This is a genomic window from Streptomyces termitum, assembly GCF_014650175.1.
GTDB classification, from domain to species: Bacteria; Actinomycetota; Actinomycetes; order Streptomycetales; family Streptomycetaceae; genus Streptomyces; species Streptomyces termitum.
Window position 1 is genome coordinate 17,546 of the sequence record NZ_BMUL01000010.1, and the last position, 15,014, is coordinate 32,559.

Annotated in this window: 11 protein-coding genes; 8 read left to right on the top strand and 3 right to left on the bottom strand. The window is 74.8% G+C overall.

Annotated elements, in window-relative coordinates; genetic code table 11:
- Nucleotides 1-280: 280 nt before the first annotated feature.
- The 6 genes from IE219_RS19570 (at nucleotide 281) to IE219_RS19595 (ending at nucleotide 8,567) form a co-directional block, all read left to right on the top strand.
- Entirely contained in the window at nucleotides 281-2,623 is a 2,343-nt protein-coding gene (locus tag IE219_RS19570; RefSeq protein ID WP_189979195.1) for a glycosyl hydrolase family 18 protein, read from the top strand.
- Nucleotides 2,624-2,873: 250 nt separating this feature from the next.
- Complete coding sequence (locus IE219_RS19575) at nucleotides 2,874-4,058, top strand: DUF5954 family protein (RefSeq protein WP_229849873.1); 1,185 nt, start codon at nucleotides 2,874-2,876, stop codon at nucleotides 4,056-4,058.
- Nucleotides 4,059-4,120: 62 nt separating this feature from the next.
- On the top strand, nucleotides 4,121-4,570 hold the full coding sequence (locus IE219_RS19580; RefSeq protein WP_189979197.1) for a hypothetical protein: 450 nt from the start codon (nucleotides 4,121-4,123) through the stop codon (nucleotides 4,568-4,570).
- 365 nt (nucleotides 4,571-4,935) lie between these two features.
- Nucleotides 4,936-6,288, top strand: a complete 1,353-nt coding sequence (locus IE219_RS19585) for a discoidin domain-containing protein (protein WP_189979199.1) — start codon at nucleotides 4,936-4,938, stop codon at nucleotides 6,286-6,288.
- Nucleotides 6,288-7,559, top strand: a complete 1,272-nt coding sequence (locus tag IE219_RS19590) for an MFS transporter (RefSeq protein ID WP_189979201.1) — start codon at nucleotides 6,288-6,290, stop codon at nucleotides 7,557-7,559. The genes IE219_RS19585 and IE219_RS19590 overlap by 1 nt, the downstream gene beginning before the upstream one ends.
- Before the next feature lie 3 nt (nucleotides 7,560-7,562).
- Nucleotides 7,563-8,567, top strand: coding sequence for a TolB family protein (locus IE219_RS19595; RefSeq protein ID WP_189979203.1), 1,005 nt, complete (start codon nucleotides 7,563-7,565; stop codon nucleotides 8,565-8,567).
- A gap of 90 nt (nucleotides 8,568-8,657) precedes the next feature.
- On the opposite strand, the gene IE219_RS19600 is transcribed toward IE219_RS19595, so the two are convergent.
- Nucleotides 8,658-9,869, bottom strand: coding sequence for a GNAT family N-acetyltransferase (locus tag IE219_RS19600; RefSeq protein WP_189979640.1), 1,212 nt, complete (start codon nucleotides 9,867-9,869; stop codon nucleotides 8,658-8,660).
- Nucleotides 9,870-10,251: 382 nt separating this feature from the next.
- Here IE219_RS19600 and IE219_RS19605 point away from each other — a divergent pair, with 382 nt between their 5' ends.
- Nucleotides 10,252-11,652, top strand: a complete 1,401-nt coding sequence (locus IE219_RS19605) for an APC family permease (RefSeq protein WP_189979205.1) — start codon at nucleotides 10,252-10,254, stop codon at nucleotides 11,650-11,652.
- Nucleotides 11,653-11,809: 157 nt separating this feature from the next.
- The gene (locus IE219_RS19610) at nucleotides 11,810-12,853 is read left to right on the top strand and encodes a hypothetical protein (protein WP_189979207.1); all 1,044 of its coding nucleotides are present in this window, start codon (nucleotides 11,810-11,812) and stop codon (nucleotides 12,851-12,853) included.
- Nucleotides 12,854-12,886: 33 nt separating this feature from the next.
- Here IE219_RS19610 and IE219_RS19615 read toward each other — a convergent pair whose 3' ends face one another.
- A complete protein-coding gene (locus tag IE219_RS19615) occupies nucleotides 12,887-13,393 on the bottom strand; it encodes a hypothetical protein (protein WP_189979208.1) in 507 nt (168 codons plus the stop codon).
- An 89-nt stretch (nucleotides 13,394-13,482) separates the two neighbouring features.
- The gene (locus tag IE219_RS19620; protein ID WP_189979209.1) at nucleotides 13,483-14,394 is read right to left on the bottom strand and encodes a S1 family peptidase; all 912 of its coding nucleotides are present in this window, start codon (nucleotides 14,392-14,394) and stop codon (nucleotides 13,483-13,485) included.
- Between the last annotated feature and the right edge of the window lie 620 nt (nucleotides 14,395-15,014).

Sequence of the window (15,014 nt, forward strand, 5' to 3'; positions counted from 1 at the left end):
CCGATCAGGACAACCCTCAGAACAATATACCCCCAGGGGGTATTCCACCAGCCGGAGAGGAGATCCCCCGGCACCCTCCGGGGCGACTCTCCCGCTATGGCTCCCAGTACGCCCGACCGGCCCCGAAGCGCCCCCGTTGACGCATTGGTCCAGACCTTCTACGTTGTGGGGCGCCCCGCCCGGAGACGGCTCCCCGCCCACCTCCGTCCGGACGCACCGGCCCCACGCACGCGCACGGTTCGCCTCACCCCTGTACCACCCCACGACCACAGGGAGAGCCATGTTCCCCAGGCGCAGATCGCTTCCCCGTACGACCCCGGCGGTACGGCCGCCGGGTCCCGGCGGCCCCCGGCGGCTGCGGCACCGGGCCGCCGCCCTCGGCACCGCCCTGCTGCTGCCGCTCGCCGCGCTCACCGCCCTCGCGTCCCCCGCCCAGGCGGCCGGCACCCTGACCGCGACCTTCACCACCCAGGACAACGGCTCCTGGTGGAAGGGGACGTACGTCGTCCGCAACACCGGTACGGCCCCGGTCACCGGCTGGACCCTGGAGTTCGACCTGCCCGCCGGGGTGACCGTCTCCGGCAACTACAACGGCGAGGTCACCGTCTCCGGCCGCCACGTGACCGTCAAGAACGCCTTCTACAACGCCACCGTCGCGGCGGGCGGCACCACCGAGCCGTACAGCTACTGGTTCACCGCCGGCGGCACCCCCGGCACGCCCACCGGCTGCACCGTCAACGGCGACAAGTGCGACGGCAGCCCCGACGTGCCGCCGACCGCCCCCGGCGCCCCGAAGGCCACCGCGATCACCTCCCGGACGGTCGCGCTGAGCTGGCCCGCGGCCTCCGGCGGCGACCACCCCGTGGCCTCCTACGAGGTGCTCAAGGGCTCGGAGACCGTCACCGTCACCAGCGGCACCTCCGCCACCGTCACCGGCCTGACCCCGGCGACCGAGTACTCCTTCAGCGTCCGCGCCAAGGACGTCCGGGGCAACACAGGACCGGCCACCGCCCCGCTGACCGTCCGCACCGTGGACCCGTCGACCGACCCGGTGCCGCCGACGGCGCCGGGCAACCTCCGCTCCACCGGCCGCACCGCCTCCACCGTCGGCCTGGCCTGGGACCGGTCCACCGACAACGTGGCCGTCGCCGCCTACGACGTCTACCGGGGCTCCACCCTGGTGAAGTCGGTCGGCGCGGACACCCTGGCCGCCACCGTCGAGGGCCTCTCCCCCGCCACGCCGTACACCTTCACGGTGAAGGCCCGGGACACCGCCGACAACCCCTCGCCCGCCTCCGCCGCCCTGGCCGTCACCACCGACGACGTGGCCGGCGCGGGCAAGCAGCTCAAGGTCGGCTACTACGCGCAGTGGGGCATCTACGGACGCCAGTACTTCGTGAAGAACCTCGACACCTCCGGCGCCGCCGCCAAGCTCGACGTCATCAACTACTCGTTCGAGAACATCGACCCGAAGAACCTCACCTGCCAGGCGGGCGTCACCAAGGGCGTCTCCGCCGACCCGCAGGACCCGGACGAGGGCACCGGCGCCGGCGACGCCGACGCCGACTACGCCCGCCCCATGTCCGCCGGCCAGTCCGTGGACGGCGTCGCCGACGACGGCTGGGGCAAACTCCGCGGCAACTTCAACCAGTTGAAGAAGCTGAAGGCCAAGTACCCGAAGCTGAAGGTCGTCGTGTCGCTCGGCGGCTGGACGTACTCGAAGTTCTTCTCCGACGCCGCCGCCACGCAGCAGTCCCGCGAGAAGTTCGTGAAGTCCTGCATCGACGTCTGGATCAAGGGCGACCTGCCCGTCTACAACGGCGCGGGCGGCCCCGGCACCGGCGCCGGGATCTTCGACGGCATCGACATCGACTGGGAGTGGCCGGGCTCCGAGGGCCACCCGGGCAACCACTACGGCCCGCAGGACAAGGACAACCTGACCGCCCTGCTCGCCGAGTTCCGCAAGCAGCTCGACGCGCTCGGCGGCGAGCACCGGCTGCTCACCGCCTTCACCCCCGCCGACCCGGCGAAGATCGAGGCCGGCTGGGACCTCGGCCGGATCTTCGAGTCCCTCGACTACGCCAACGTGCAGGGGTACGACTTCCACGGCGCGGGCAGCGACAACTCCTGGGAGCCGAACCGCGTCGGCCACGGCTCCAACCTCTACACCGACGACCAGGACCCGTACTCGTTCCACTTCAGCGTCGAGAACGCCGTCAAGGCCTATCTCGACGCCGGGGTCAGCCCGCGCAAGATCACCGTGGGCTTCCCCTTCTACGGGCGCGGCTGGCAGGGCGTCACCGACGGCGGCGTGAACGGCGAGTGGCAGAGCGCGGGCGGCGCCGCGCCCGGCCAGTTCGACACCGAGGCCGGCGTCAGGGGCTACAACAACCTGATCACCAGCTTCCCGAACATGGTGGTCCGCCACGACGAGCAGTCCGTCTCGACGTACGGCTACACCGGCGCCAACGGCCAGTGGTGGTCCTTCGACGACACCTGGTCGATCGGGAAGAAGACCGCCTGGATCAAGTCGAAGGGGCTGCTGGGCGGCTTCGTCTGGGAGATGTCCGGCGACACCCCGGACGGCAAGCTGATGACCGCGCTGGACAGCGGTCTGAAGTAGCCGCGGCGGCGGGGCGCCCACGGCGCCCCGCCACTGCCCCGGTGCCCCGCCCGGACCGGGCCGGACGGTCGACGGACCGCCCGGTCCGGTCCGATCCGGTCCGATCCGGCGCGTTCCGGTCCGACCCGGTCCGACCTGGTCCCCTCAGGCGCGTTCCGGTCCGGCGCGTTCCCGCCCCTCCCCCGCCCCTTTCGGCGGACGATCCCCGGAAAACCCGATGCGGGCCCGCCGTTGCCGCCAGGATGACGGCATGAACCATGAAGCCGCAGCAGGGCCGGACGACGGATGGCCGGTGGTCGTGAAGGTTCCGGTGGAACCGGTGGAGGCGGCGGTCGAGGCCGACGCCCGCGACGCGGCGGCGCGCTCCGCCGGACTCGCCGTCCGGGGCCCGCTGTTCGGGGTGGCCGCCCAGGGCGAGGAGGACGGACGGCGCTGGCGGGTGGTCCTCGAAGTCACCCAGCCCTGCCCGCAGGAGGCCCGCGACGGGCTCAACTCCCTGCTCTGGTTCCGGGCGAAGGACGAGACCGACGACCGCGAGGAGCGGCGCGCGCTGCTCGCCGCCGTCGCCCGCCTGGAGACGGAGCCCGTCGACGAGCTCACCGTACTCGGCACCCGCTACCGCGTGGTGCGGGCCGAGGAGTACACCGGCGTGGACGCCTACGGCTCCATCGAGGGCCCCCGCCCCACCGACCCCGAACCCCTCGTCCTCGACTGGCGGCGGGGCGCCCGGGACCCGAAGATCGACGACAACCTGGTCCTGGACCCGGACGCGCCCCTCACCCCCGCCCAGGCGGGCGAGCGGCTCTCCCTGCGCTCCCTGTCCTACGCCGGCGAGAAGTTTCCCGAGGCCGTCCTGAGCGACTCCGAGCGGGCCCGGGAGACCCACCCCGACGTGGTGCTCATGCCCGCCCTGTTCCGGGTCGTGGAGCGGACCGGCACCGAGCCGTGGGCGCTGGGCGGCGGCCTGCACGCCACGCCCCACGACACCCGCCGGGCGCTGGACTTCTCCCTGGTCTGGTGGGAGCCCCGGCGGCTCGGCCTGATCTCCGACGACCCCGAACGGGACATCCGCACGCCCACCGACGCGCGGACCGTCGTCGCCGAGGGGACGGACCCCGCCGCCGCGCAGCTCGCGGTGTTCGCCGAGGCCGCGGACCGGCTCCGCGCGGAGCGGCTGGACCAGATCGAGGTGCGCGGCACCGTCTACCGCGTCGGCCGCACCCGCCGCCTGCTGCGCTGGGGCCCCGACGGGCCGGAGGGCCCGCGCCCTTCCGACATCAGCGACTACGAACCGACCGCCCTCCACCCCCCGATGGACGAGGACGGTACCGTCCTCAGCGGGAAGCGGGCACCCGCCAAGAACGCGAAGAAGGACAAGAAGGCCGCGAAGAAGAAGCGGAACAAGGACAAGAAGGGCGGCAAGAAGCCGTCCTGACCGGGGGACCGACGGCGCCGACGGCGCCGGTGGCGCCGTCGGCACGGAAGGGGCGGACCGGCATGGCGAAGGGTTCCGGCGGCTCCGCCGGCCGGGCGGTGCGGCTGACGCTGTGGGCGTACGCGCTCCCCACCGTCCCGCTCCACCTGTGGTTCCTCCACCGCACCGCCCGGTGGATCCCGCACCTGCCCGGCGGTCTCCACCTCCACGTCTGGCTGCCGGCCGCCGCCCCGCTCGGCGCGGCCGGCCTCGCCCTGTGGTCGGCCACCGCCTGGTGGCGGGCCGGAGACCGCCCGGCCCGCCGGGCGTGGTGGCCGCCCCTGCTCCTCTCCGTCGCCCTGTCCCTGACGACCGGGACCCTCGGTCTGGCGGGCCGTCCCACGGGGGCGGCGGTGGCGCTGTCCGCGGTGGTCACCGCCTTCGGCCTCGGCGGCCTGTGGCTGCTGCCCCCGGCCCTCTCCCCCCGGCTGCTCGCCGCGCTCGACGACCGGGGGCGGCAGCCGGGCCGGTGACGCGGCGGCGTGCGGAAGCCGTCCCTCCAGGGGGCTCCGGCCCCCTCCCGCAGGGTGCCGTTCACCCGGATGCCCCGTGCCGGAAAGCAGCCGGAAAGATCACTGACGAGGCGTCAGAGGAGCCCGCTCCGTCGCTCGTTCGGAGTCTGGTAGGAAACCTTCCTATCCGCTAGCATCCCGGCAGCGGCTTGGCGCGGCGGCCCCTCGTGAGGACGTGACGCGCTCAGTGAGAGCTCTGACCCGGCCGCCGTGCACCGCCCCGGACCGGTGACGCCCCATACGCCACCCGGTCCGCCGGCCGTGCGCGCGCCGCACGGCGCGGTGTCCCGCTCTCGTCCACCCCCTCAAGGCCAGGGAGCCCAGGTATGCGCCTGTCCGTCTCCGCCCCACCTCGCCGCACCACGACCCCCACCACCCTCTCCCTCGTGCTCGCCGCCGTGCTGCTGCTCGTCGGCGGGCTCCTCCTCGCGCTGCCGGACCGGGCCGGTGCCGGCCCCGTCGCCGACTCGCTGATCTCACAGGGCCGTCCGGCCACCTCGTCCTCCGTCGAGGACTCCACCTTCGGCCCGGAGAACGCCTTCGACGGCGTCTCCACCACCCGCTGGGCCAGCACCGAGGGCGTCGACCCGCAGTGGATCCGGGTCGACCTCGGCCCCTCGGCCACCGTCTCCCGCGTCAAGCTCGTCTGGGAGGCGGCCTACGCCAAGGCGTACCGGGTCGAGATCTCCGCCGACGGCACCACCTGGACCCGGCTCGCCAACGAGACCGCGGGCAACGGCGGCACCGACGACTGGACCGGGCTGACCGGCTCCGGCCGCTACCTGCGCGTCTACGGCACCGCCCGCGGCACCTCGTACGGCTACTCGCTCTACACCGTCGAGGTCTACGGCACCGCCGGCTCGACCACCCCGCCCACCGGCTCCTTCACGGTCGTCGCGGCCGGTGACATCGCCGCCCAGTGCACGGCCTCCAGCAGCTCCTGCGCCCACCCCAAGACCGCGGCGCTCGCCCAGCGGATCGCCCCGTCCTTCTACGTCACCATGGGCGACAGCCAGTACGACGACGCCCGCCTGTCGGACTTCCGCAACTACTACGACAAGACGTGGGGCGCCTTCAAGGCGAAGACCCGCCCCGTGCCCGGCAACCACGAGTCCTACGACCCGGCCGGCGCCTTCGCCGGCTACAAGTCGTACTTCGGCTCGATCGCCTACCCGCAGGGCAAGCCCTACTACAGCTTCGACCAGGGCAACTGGCACTTCGTCGCCCTCGACTCCAACACCTTCGACGACGCCGCGCAGATCCAGTGGCTCAAGGACGACCTCGCCCGCAACACCAAGGGCTGCGTCGCCGCCTACTTCCACCACCCGCTGTACTCCTCCGGCGGACACGGCAACGACCCGGTCTCCAAGCCCGTCTGGAAGATCCTCTACGGCGCCAAGGCCGACCTGGTCCTCAACGGCCACGACCACCACTACGAGCGCTTCGCCCCGCAGGACGCCGACGGCCGGGCCACGGCCGACGGCATGGTCGAGATCGTCGGCGGCATGGGAGGCGCCGAGCCGTACGACATCGAGACCGTCCAGCCCAACAGCCAGAAGCGGATCAGCGGCACCTACGGCGTGCTGAAGCTGGACCTCACCGACACCACCTACACCTGGCAGTACGTCGGCACCGACGACCAGGTCAAGGACTCCGCCCCGACCTACACCTGCCACTGATGTACCTGGCGACCACCGGTCGCCCCGACGCGCCGCCCGCCCCCTCGGGGGTCCGGCGGCGCGTCCCGGGCACCGTCCTCGCGCTCGGCACGGTCAGCCTGGTCACCGACGTCTCCTCGGAGATGGTGACCGCCGTCCTGCCGCTCTACCTGGTCCTCGGACTCGGCCTCTCCCCCCTCCAGTTCGGGCTGCTCGACGGCCTGTCGAACGGCGCCACCGCCCTCGTCCGGCTCCTCGGCGGCGCCACCGCCGACCGCGGCGGCCGGCACAAGGCGGTCGGCGGCTCCGGCTACGCCCTCTCCGCCCTCTCCCGGCTCGGCCTGCTCCTCGCGGGCGGCGCCACCGGCTGGATCGCCGCCGCCATCGGCGCCGACCGGCTCGGCAAGGGCGTCCGCACCGCCCCGCGCGACGCCCTCATCACCCTGCACAGCCCGCCCGAGGACCTCGGCCGCGCCTTCGGCGCCCACCGCGCCATGGACACCACCGGCGCGCTCCTCGGACCGCTGGCCGCCTTCGCCCTGCTGTGGGCGACGGCCGACGCGTACGACGCCGTCTTCGCCGTCAGCTTCTGCGTCGGGACCTTCGGGGTGCTGCTGTGGGTGCTGCTCGTGCCCGGCCGCGCCCGCGACCCGCTCGCCGTCCCCGCCCCGGCGCCCCGCCCGCGCGGCGGGCTCCTCTCCGCGCTGCGCTCGCCCGGCTACCGGCGGATCGTGCTGTGCGCCGGGCTCCTCGGGGCCGCCACCATCGGCGACTCCTTCCTCTACCTGCTGCTCCAGCGCCGGCTCGACTTCGACGCCACCTGGTTCCCCTTCCTGCCGCTCGGGGCCGCCGCCGTCTTCCTGCTGCTCGCCGTCCCGGTCGGCCGGCTCGCCGACCGCCTCGGCCGGCGCGCCCCGCTGCTGTACGGGCACGGCGCCCTCCTCCTCGCGTACGGGCTGCTGCTGACCCCGCTGCCCGACACCGTGGTCCTGCTGGGCGTCCTCGCCCTGCTCGGCCTGTTCTACGCCGCCACCGACGGCGTCCTGATGGCCCTCACCGGCCCCTTCCTGACCGAGGGACGGCAGGCCGGCGGGCTCGCGCTCGTCCAGACCGCGCAGGCGCTCGCCCGGCTCGGCGCCGCCGTCGCCTTCGGCGCCGTGTGGACCGCCACCGGCCCCGAGACCGCGCTCGTCGCGGCGCTCGTCGCCCTCGCCGCCGCCGTCGGCTGCTCGGCGCGCCTGCTCCCCCGGGGCCTCGCCGCCCCCGCCGAGCCCTCAGAGAGGACCGCCTGACCCATGCCCGCCCTGACCGGCACCTCCTCCCGCACCCGCGTGTGGATCATCGTCCTGGCGCTGCTGCTGCTCGGCGGCGGGGCCACCGCCTACACCCTGCGGGCCGCCTCGGGCCGCGAGGCAGCGGCCGCCCGTACCGCCGAGCCCGGCTTCACCCTCGCCCAGGGCGGCGGCGCGCTCTACGCCCGGGACACCGCGACCGGGCGCGTCGCCCGCCTCGACCCGTCCGCGCCCGGCGGCCGGATCGCGGGCGGTCCCGCCTGCGACCGCTTCCACGCGGCCGGCGGCACCGCCCTCTGCCTCCAGCGGCGGCCGGGCGTCCCGGCCCGCTCGTACGTCATCGTGCTCGACCGGCAGCTGCGCGAGGTGCGCCGCATGGGCATGCCCGGCATCCCCAGCCGGGCCCGGGTCTCCGCCTCCGGGAACATGCTCGCCTGGACGATGTTCGCGACCGGCGACTCCTACGCCCGCTCGTCCTTCTCCACCCGCACCTCCCTCCTCGACCTGCGCACCGGCTACCTGATCAAGAACATGGAGCAGATCCCGCTCACCCTCGGCGGCGAGCGGTACCACGCGCCCGACGTCAACTACTGGGGCGTCAGCTTCGCCGCCGACGACAACCGCTTCTACGCCACCGTCTCCACCGGCGGCCGCACCCACCTCGTCGAGGGCGACATGGCGAAGTGGTCGGCGCGGGCGCTGCGCGAGAACGTCGAATGCCCCTCGCTCTCCCCCGACGGCACCCGGCTCGCCTTCAAGAAGCGGGTCTCCGAGGGGCCGGAGGACCCGTGGCGGCTGTACGTGTACGACCTGGCGACCGGCCGCGAGCACCCGGTCGCCGAGCGGCGCGGCATCGACGACCAGGCGCTGTGGACGGACGGCGCGACCCTCGCGTACGGCTACGGCGGCGGGGTCTGGTCGGTGCCCGCCGACGGCTCCGGCACCCCCCGGCTGCTGGCCCCCAAGGCGTCCTCCCCGACCGTGGCGCGCCCGGCGTCCCCGGCCTGACGGACCGTCCGGCCCGGTCCCCGTGTCCCGGTCGGGGCGCGGGGGCGCGGTCGTCCCGCGGGGCCGTCGGCCGGGGCGGGCCCCCGCCGGTCAGAACCAGTGCAGGCAGTGCGGCGGGCGGGCGGTGCGGAAGAGGGCGTCGGCGCGGTCGGCCGCGCCGGGCCGGTGGGCCCGGACGCGGCCGGCGCGGACCAGGGCGCTCGGGGCGGTGCCGCCGAGGTAGAGGGAGCCCAGGTCGGCCACGTCCAGGGACAGGTCGGGCTCCCGGTCGGTCGGCGCGCAGACGGCCGTGCCGTCGCGGACGGTCAGCAGGTGGCGGGCGCGCTCGCCGAGGAACGGGTCGTCGACGTCGAGGACGAGCGTGCCGTCGGCCTCCCAGCCGCGCGCGGCCAGGGCGCGGGGGACGTCGAGGAGGCGGACCCAGAGCCAGTCGGTGTGGCCGCCGGGCTCGCCCGCGCGGAAGTCGGCGAGCCTGAGGCGCAGCGGGTGCCCGGGCGGGACGTGGCGGAACACGACCCGGGTGGCCAGGTCGTGGTCGAGGAGGAGGCGGGCCAGGGCGGTGAAGACGGCGTCGTCGGCGGCGATCGTCTCGTCGACGGTGAGGACGCCGTCGGCGAGCGCGTAGGAGGCGTATCCGTCGGGGGTGCCGTCGGCGGCGCGGTGCAGGGCGACGTAGCGGGGCGCGGCGGAGACCGGCGGCTGTCCCGCGCGCCGCTCCCACCAGTGGTGCGGGCGGGAGAGGGCGCCGGGCTGGGCGCGGCGGTACCGGTCGTACACCTCCTCCAGGAGGGGGCCGCAGTCGGCGCGCCGCAGCACCTCGACGGTGCCGGGGGCGGGTGCGGGGGCGTCCGGGCGGGGGGTGGTGAAGGCGGCTCCGCTCGGCAGCGTCAGCCGCTGGGTGAAGGTGGCGGGGCCGTAGCCGAACCGGCCGTAGATGGTGGCCTCGGAGGCCAGCAGGACGGCAAGGGCCTCGCCCCGTGCCCGCAGGTCGGCGAGCTGGTGCCGCATCATCGCGCGGAGCACGCCGCGGCGCCGGTGCGAGGGCAGGACACCGACGGCGGTGACCCCGGGGGCCGGCAGGAGGGCGCCGCCGGGCAGGGTGAGTTCGAAGGAGTAGGCGGCGGCGGTGCCGACGGGGCGGCCGTCGGCGGTCTCGGCGAGGAGGGCGCGGTCCATCTCGTACACCGACCAGAACACCCCGCCGCCGTCCTCGTCCGGAGTCTCCGGGAAGCGGGCGAACGCGGCGTGGACCGTGTCGACGAAGACGCCGAGGTCCTCTTCGGTGGTGGGGCGGACGTCGATCACCGCTGGGCCTCCCGGGGGGTGCGGGGCGCCGCCGTGCGCGGTGCCCGGCGCCAGTGCACGGCACCGTCCGGGCCGGGGCAAGCGAATTACGGCCCTCCGGAGGCGGCCGGGAGGTAAAGCGCGGGAAAAGTCCTCCCGGCGGGGCTGCGGTTCCCGCACGGAGCGTTCACGCAGTCTTGACGCGTTCTTGACGGCCCGGGAGCTCCGCCGAGGTGCCCCGCGACGACGGATTCCGCAGTCGGCACGCCATTGACCTGCGGGTTCCGTGGACGCTTCCATTCAGCCCTGGGAGCCGCGAACACCCCTCACATCACCGGACGCCCCGGAGGCGATACCGCTCCCGCTCGGAAACACCGCACGCATCGATCGGAACCGCCTGATGACCGACACCCTCAGCGCCCCCCACGCCCTGGCCCCGCAGACCGGCCCCGCTCCGCAGAAACTGAAGCGCTCCATCGGTGTCGTCGGCGGCACCCTCCTGACGCTCTCGTGCGTCACCCCCGCCTCGACCCTCTTCGTGGTCGTCCCCGACCTGTTCGGCAGCGTCGGCACCTTCACCGCCCTCACCATCGCCATCGGTTCGCTGCTCTGCGTCGGCGTGGCCTTCGTCTACTCGGAGCTGGGCACCCTCATCCCCAGCGCGGGCGGCGAGTACGCGATGGTCTCCACGCTGGCGGGCCGGCTCGCGGGCTGGCTGGTCTTCGTGCTGTCGCTGCTCGTGGTGATGATCGTGCCGCCGGTGATCGCGATGGGCACCGCCGACTACCTGGCGCCGCTGGTGCACATCCCGGCCCCGCTGGCCGGTGCGGGCGTCATGCTGCTTGCGACCCTGGCGGGTCTGCTCGACCTGCGGGCGAACGCCTGGATCACCGGGATCTTCCTGGTCCTGGAGGTGATCGCGGCCGGCATCGTCGCGATCCTGGGCTTCGCCCACACCCAGCGCGGCGCCGGGGCGCTGCTGCACGGCGAGGTCGCGACCGGGGACGGCACGTCCTCGCTGGTCACCGGCGCGCTCGTCGTCTCGGGTCTGGCCATCGCCCTCTTCATCACGCAGGGCTTCTCGACGGCCGTCTACCTCTCCGAGGAGCTGGAGAACCCGCGCCGCAGCGTGGCCCGCACGGTGCTCGCCACCCTCGCCATCTCGACCGCCGTCATCCTGGTGCCCGTCGTCGCCATCACCCTGGGCGCCGACGACCTCGGGGCGCTGACCGGCGGCGACATCAGCGGCATGATCACCGCCTGGTCCAACTCGGCCGTCGGCACCTTCATCAGCCTGTGCGTGGCGCTCGCCATCATCAACGCGGGCATCGTGATGGTCATCCAGAACTCCCGGGTGCTGTTCGCCTCGGCCCGGGACAAGGCGTGGCCCCGGCCGGTCAACGACGCGCTGTCGCGCCTCGGCCGCTTCGGCTCGCCGTGGGTGGCGACCCTGGTGGTGGGCGTGCCCGGCGCGGCCCTCTGCTTCGTCAACCTCGACACCCTGTACGGCGTGACCGGCGTCTCCGTCACCGGCATGTACCTGCTGGTCTCGGTGGCGGCCCTGTTCAGCCGGCGCGGCGCGCACCGCGAGGTCGCGGCCTGGCGGATGCCGCTGTGGCCGGCGGTCCCGGCGCTGCTGATCCTGGTCCTGGCGTACGTCCTGTCCATGCAGGAGACGGAGTACCTGCTGTGGACCGGCGGGATCACCGCGGTCGCCACCCTGTACTGGGCGCTGTACCTGCGTCCGCGCCGGGAGACCCGCTGGCTGGTGAGCGTCCCCGAGGACGAGCAGCACGTCTGACCGGTGCCGGGGCACCGGGGAGGCCGGGGCGGTCGGTGCCGCCCCGGCCTCCGCGCGTTCCGGCGCCCGGGGTTCATGTTCCGGACGCCGGGCGTTCCCGTGACCGCGTCCCGGCGGGTGGCGTAGCGTCGGGGCGGCGTGCTGTCGGGGGAGGGGCGTGCGGGCGATGGGGGACGTGGTGGACGGGACGGGCGGGGCGGACGGGGCGGGGAAGGACCGGGCGGCGGAGCGGGACCGGGCCGTGGGAGCGTCGGCGCTGCTGTGGCTGGCGGCCGTCGGTGTGGTGGCGGTCTTCCTCGCGGTCTGGGGCGTGGAGGCCGTGGCGCCGGTGGTGCGGGAGAGCGCGGTGATCGGCCACGCGGACGACGGGGGCGGTGACGACGGAGGACCCGAGTCGCCCGCGGTGAAGGCGCTGACCGGGGACGGGCGCGCGGTGCCGCTGGGCGAGGCCGGCGGGATCCTGCGGCCGTTCCGGCTGGGGGACGCAGTGGTGGTGACCCGGTCCCGGGTCACGGGCCGGCCGCTCGCGGTGCGCGGCCCCGGGGGCGAGGCGGATCTGCACACCCACGGGGGGATCGTCGTGCTGCTCGCCGTGTCGGGCGTCGTCGTCGGGGTGACGTGCCGGTACGGGCGCCGGGTGTACGCGGCCGCGCGGCGGCTGCCGCTGCCGGGTCCGGTGCGCCGGCTGCCGGTGTTCGCGGTGCCGGTGGCCGGGGCGGCCCTCGCGGGGCTGACCCTCTTCGGGCCGGGCGGGTCGGAGGGGCGGCCGTGGACGCTGGACGGCATGGGGATCTACGACGCGCCGGAGTTCTTCCCCGGGACGGTGGTGCCGTCCGGCGGGACGGCCGACGTGCGGGGGTTCTCGCTGCGGGTCGGCGGGCCGCTCGCGGAGGGCGCGCCGGCGGGTGCGCCGGGGCGGCTGGCGGGGCTGCGGGTGCTGGTGGCGGAGGTGGTGGTGCGCAACGGGCGGGAGGCGGCCGCGTATCTGCCGGTGCAGCTGGTCGGCGAGGGGCGGGGGCGGGCGGCGCTGCTGGCGGCCGGGGAGTGCGGGGCCGCGCCGGGCGGCTTCGACGGGCACGTGCCGGTGCGGCCCGCGCCGGTGTCGCGCATGTGCTTCGTGGTGCCGGAGGGGTTCGCGCCCCGGTATCTGATCGTGGGCGGGGCCGACGACGACGTGGCCCTGGCCGTCTCCGCCCGGTAGTCCGGGTGGGGAGACGGCCGGGGGCGGGCGGGGTCAGCAGCCGCCGCAGTTGTAGAAGGTGACGTCCCAGTGGTTGCCCTCGTCGGCGTAGACGTTGCCCGCGCCGGACTTCCACTGCGGGGCGCCGTCGCCGCGCACGCCGATGTAGGTGAAGGTGTTCTTGACGTAGGTGGTGAGGCAGGTGGCCTTGCCGAAGTCGAGCTTGTAGCCGTTCCAGTGCGAGTAGGTGCCGCTCGCGTGGCCGGTCTCGGTGCCGCCGGTGATGGTGAGGGCGCAGCCGCTCGCGCTCCTGAGGGTCTGGGCGCCCTGGGCGGTGGCGAGGTTGAGCTGCTCGAACGAGGTGCAGGTGGGGACATTGCGGTCGGAGCAGCCGCCGGACGAGGACCAGGTGATGCCGGAGGAGCGGAACATCGAGGTGGCGGTGGCGTGGCTGATCTTGGTGGCGGCGTGGGCGTCGGTGGCGGACAGGGCGCCGATCCCGGGGGCGAACAGCGCGCCGAGGACGAGGGCCAGGGCGGCGAGGACGGAACGGGCCTTCACGGGGTGCCTCCTTGGGCGGGGTGCGGACGGGCCGGGGCGGGCGGCCGCCGGTGGGGGCGGCCGCCCGCCCGGGCGGGGGTGGCACGGGGTCAGAAGACGCTGACGCCGTAGGCGCTGAGGGCTTCGGTGACGGGCTGGAAGAAGGTGGTGCCGCCGGAGGAGCAGTTGCCGCTGCCGCCGGAGGTGAGGCCGAGGGCGGTGGTGCCGGAGAACAGGGCGCCGCCGCTGTCGCCGGGCTCGGCGCAGACGTTGGTCTGGATGAGGCCGGAGACGATGTCGCCGCCGCCGTAGTTGACGGTGGCGTTCAGGCCGGTGACGGTGCCGCCGCGCAGGCCGGTGGTGCTGCCGCTGCGCTGGACGGACTGGCCGACGTAGGCGTTGCCCGCGCCGGTGATGTCGCGGTAGGTGCCGTTGTAGAGGGAGACGCGGCCGTCGGCGGCGGAGGCGTTGGAGTGGCGGATGAGGCCGTAGTCGTTGCCGGGGAAGCTGCTTCCGGCGCGGGTGCCGAGGACGGTGGTGCGGGCGGAGTTGGTGTACCAGGTGCTGCCGATCTCGGTGCAGTGGCCGGCGGTGAGGGCGTAGTAGGTGCTGCCGCTGCGGACGTTGAAGCCGAGGGAGCAGCGGCCGCCGCCGGCGTAGATGGCCTGGCCGCCGGCGATGAGCTTGTCGAACCTGCCGTCGGTCCGCTGGACCTCGAGGTGGGTGGCGCCGGTGCCGGCGGCCTTGCGGAGGGCGGCGAGGTCCGCCGCGGAGACGGTGGAGTCGGCGGTGAGGACGACCTTGCCGGTGGTCTGGTCGGTGTACCAGGCGGTGCCGGGGACGTCGGCGTCGAGGACGGCGTCGCTGACGGTGGCGAGGGCGGCGGCGGAGGCGCGGGAGGCGTCGGGCTGCTGCGCGGACGAGGAGGGGGCGGCGAGGGCCGAGGCGGCGACGAGGGCTCCGGCGACGGCGAGCGCGCGGGTGGCGCGGGGGAGCCTGCCGGGACGGGACGGACGGTGCACGGTGTCCTCCGGTGGGTGTGGGGGTGGGTGGGCCGTGGGGCGGCCCGGTTCGGACGGATCGGCCCGGCCGGGCCCTGTGGGGTGGGCCGTGGAGTGGGGGGTGGCCGGGTTCGCTGTGGGGGGACGAGGGGACCGTACGGCAATGATCGCCATGAACCTGTCAACAGTTGAGGGAATCCTCGGCGCCCCGGCACGGCGCGGCAAGGCGGCCTTTCGGCCCCTCTACGCGCGTCCGCGTCCCGCACCCCGCCCCATCGGCCCCGGACCGCGCGCGGCACGGCACCCCCGGGGCACGACGGCGCCGCCGGAAGCTTGCTGCAAGGCGTTGCCATACGGAAGTCAAGGGTCCGCAAAGTACCGGAGGTTGGAGCGGGCATTCCCGGCCGTGCCCTCGGTCTTCGCCGCGTTCCGCCCCGGCCGGCGCGCCCTCCCCCGGCGGCGCCGGGCTTTCGCGCGCGCAACGGCGGCCGCACGCCTCGCCCGTGGCCCGGGACCCACCCCCGGCCCCCTCCGCGAGGACTCCACCGCCACCGGGACCACCCCTCCCACGGGGTGCGGTACGCACCGATCCTGACGGTTCGCCACGTTCTCAGGCATGGCCGGATCTGTTCACCGCCCGG

Bases quoted from the DNA above. Each gene is read 5' to 3' on its own strand.
- IE219_RS19570 (WP_189979195.1), top strand. From the start codon at position 281: ATGTTCCCCAGGCGCAGATCGCTTCCCCGTACGACCCCGGCGGTACGG.
- IE219_RS19575 (WP_229849873.1), top strand. From the start codon at position 2,874: ATGAACCATGAAGCCGCAGCAGGGCCGGACGACGGATGGCCGGTGGTC.
- IE219_RS19580 (WP_189979197.1), top strand. From the start codon at position 4,121: ATGGCGAAGGGTTCCGGCGGCTCCGCCGGCCGGGCGGTGCGGCTGACG.
- IE219_RS19585 (WP_189979199.1), top strand. From the start codon at position 4,936: ATGCGCCTGTCCGTCTCCGCCCCACCTCGCCGCACCACGACCCCCACC.
- IE219_RS19590 (WP_189979201.1), top strand. From the start codon at position 6,288: ATGTACCTGGCGACCACCGGTCGCCCCGACGCGCCGCCCGCCCCCTCG.
- IE219_RS19595 (WP_189979203.1), top strand. From the start codon at position 7,563: ATGCCCGCCCTGACCGGCACCTCCTCCCGCACCCGCGTGTGGATCATC.
- IE219_RS19605 (WP_189979205.1), top strand. From the start codon at position 10,252: ATGACCGACACCCTCAGCGCCCCCCACGCCCTGGCCCCGCAGACCGGC.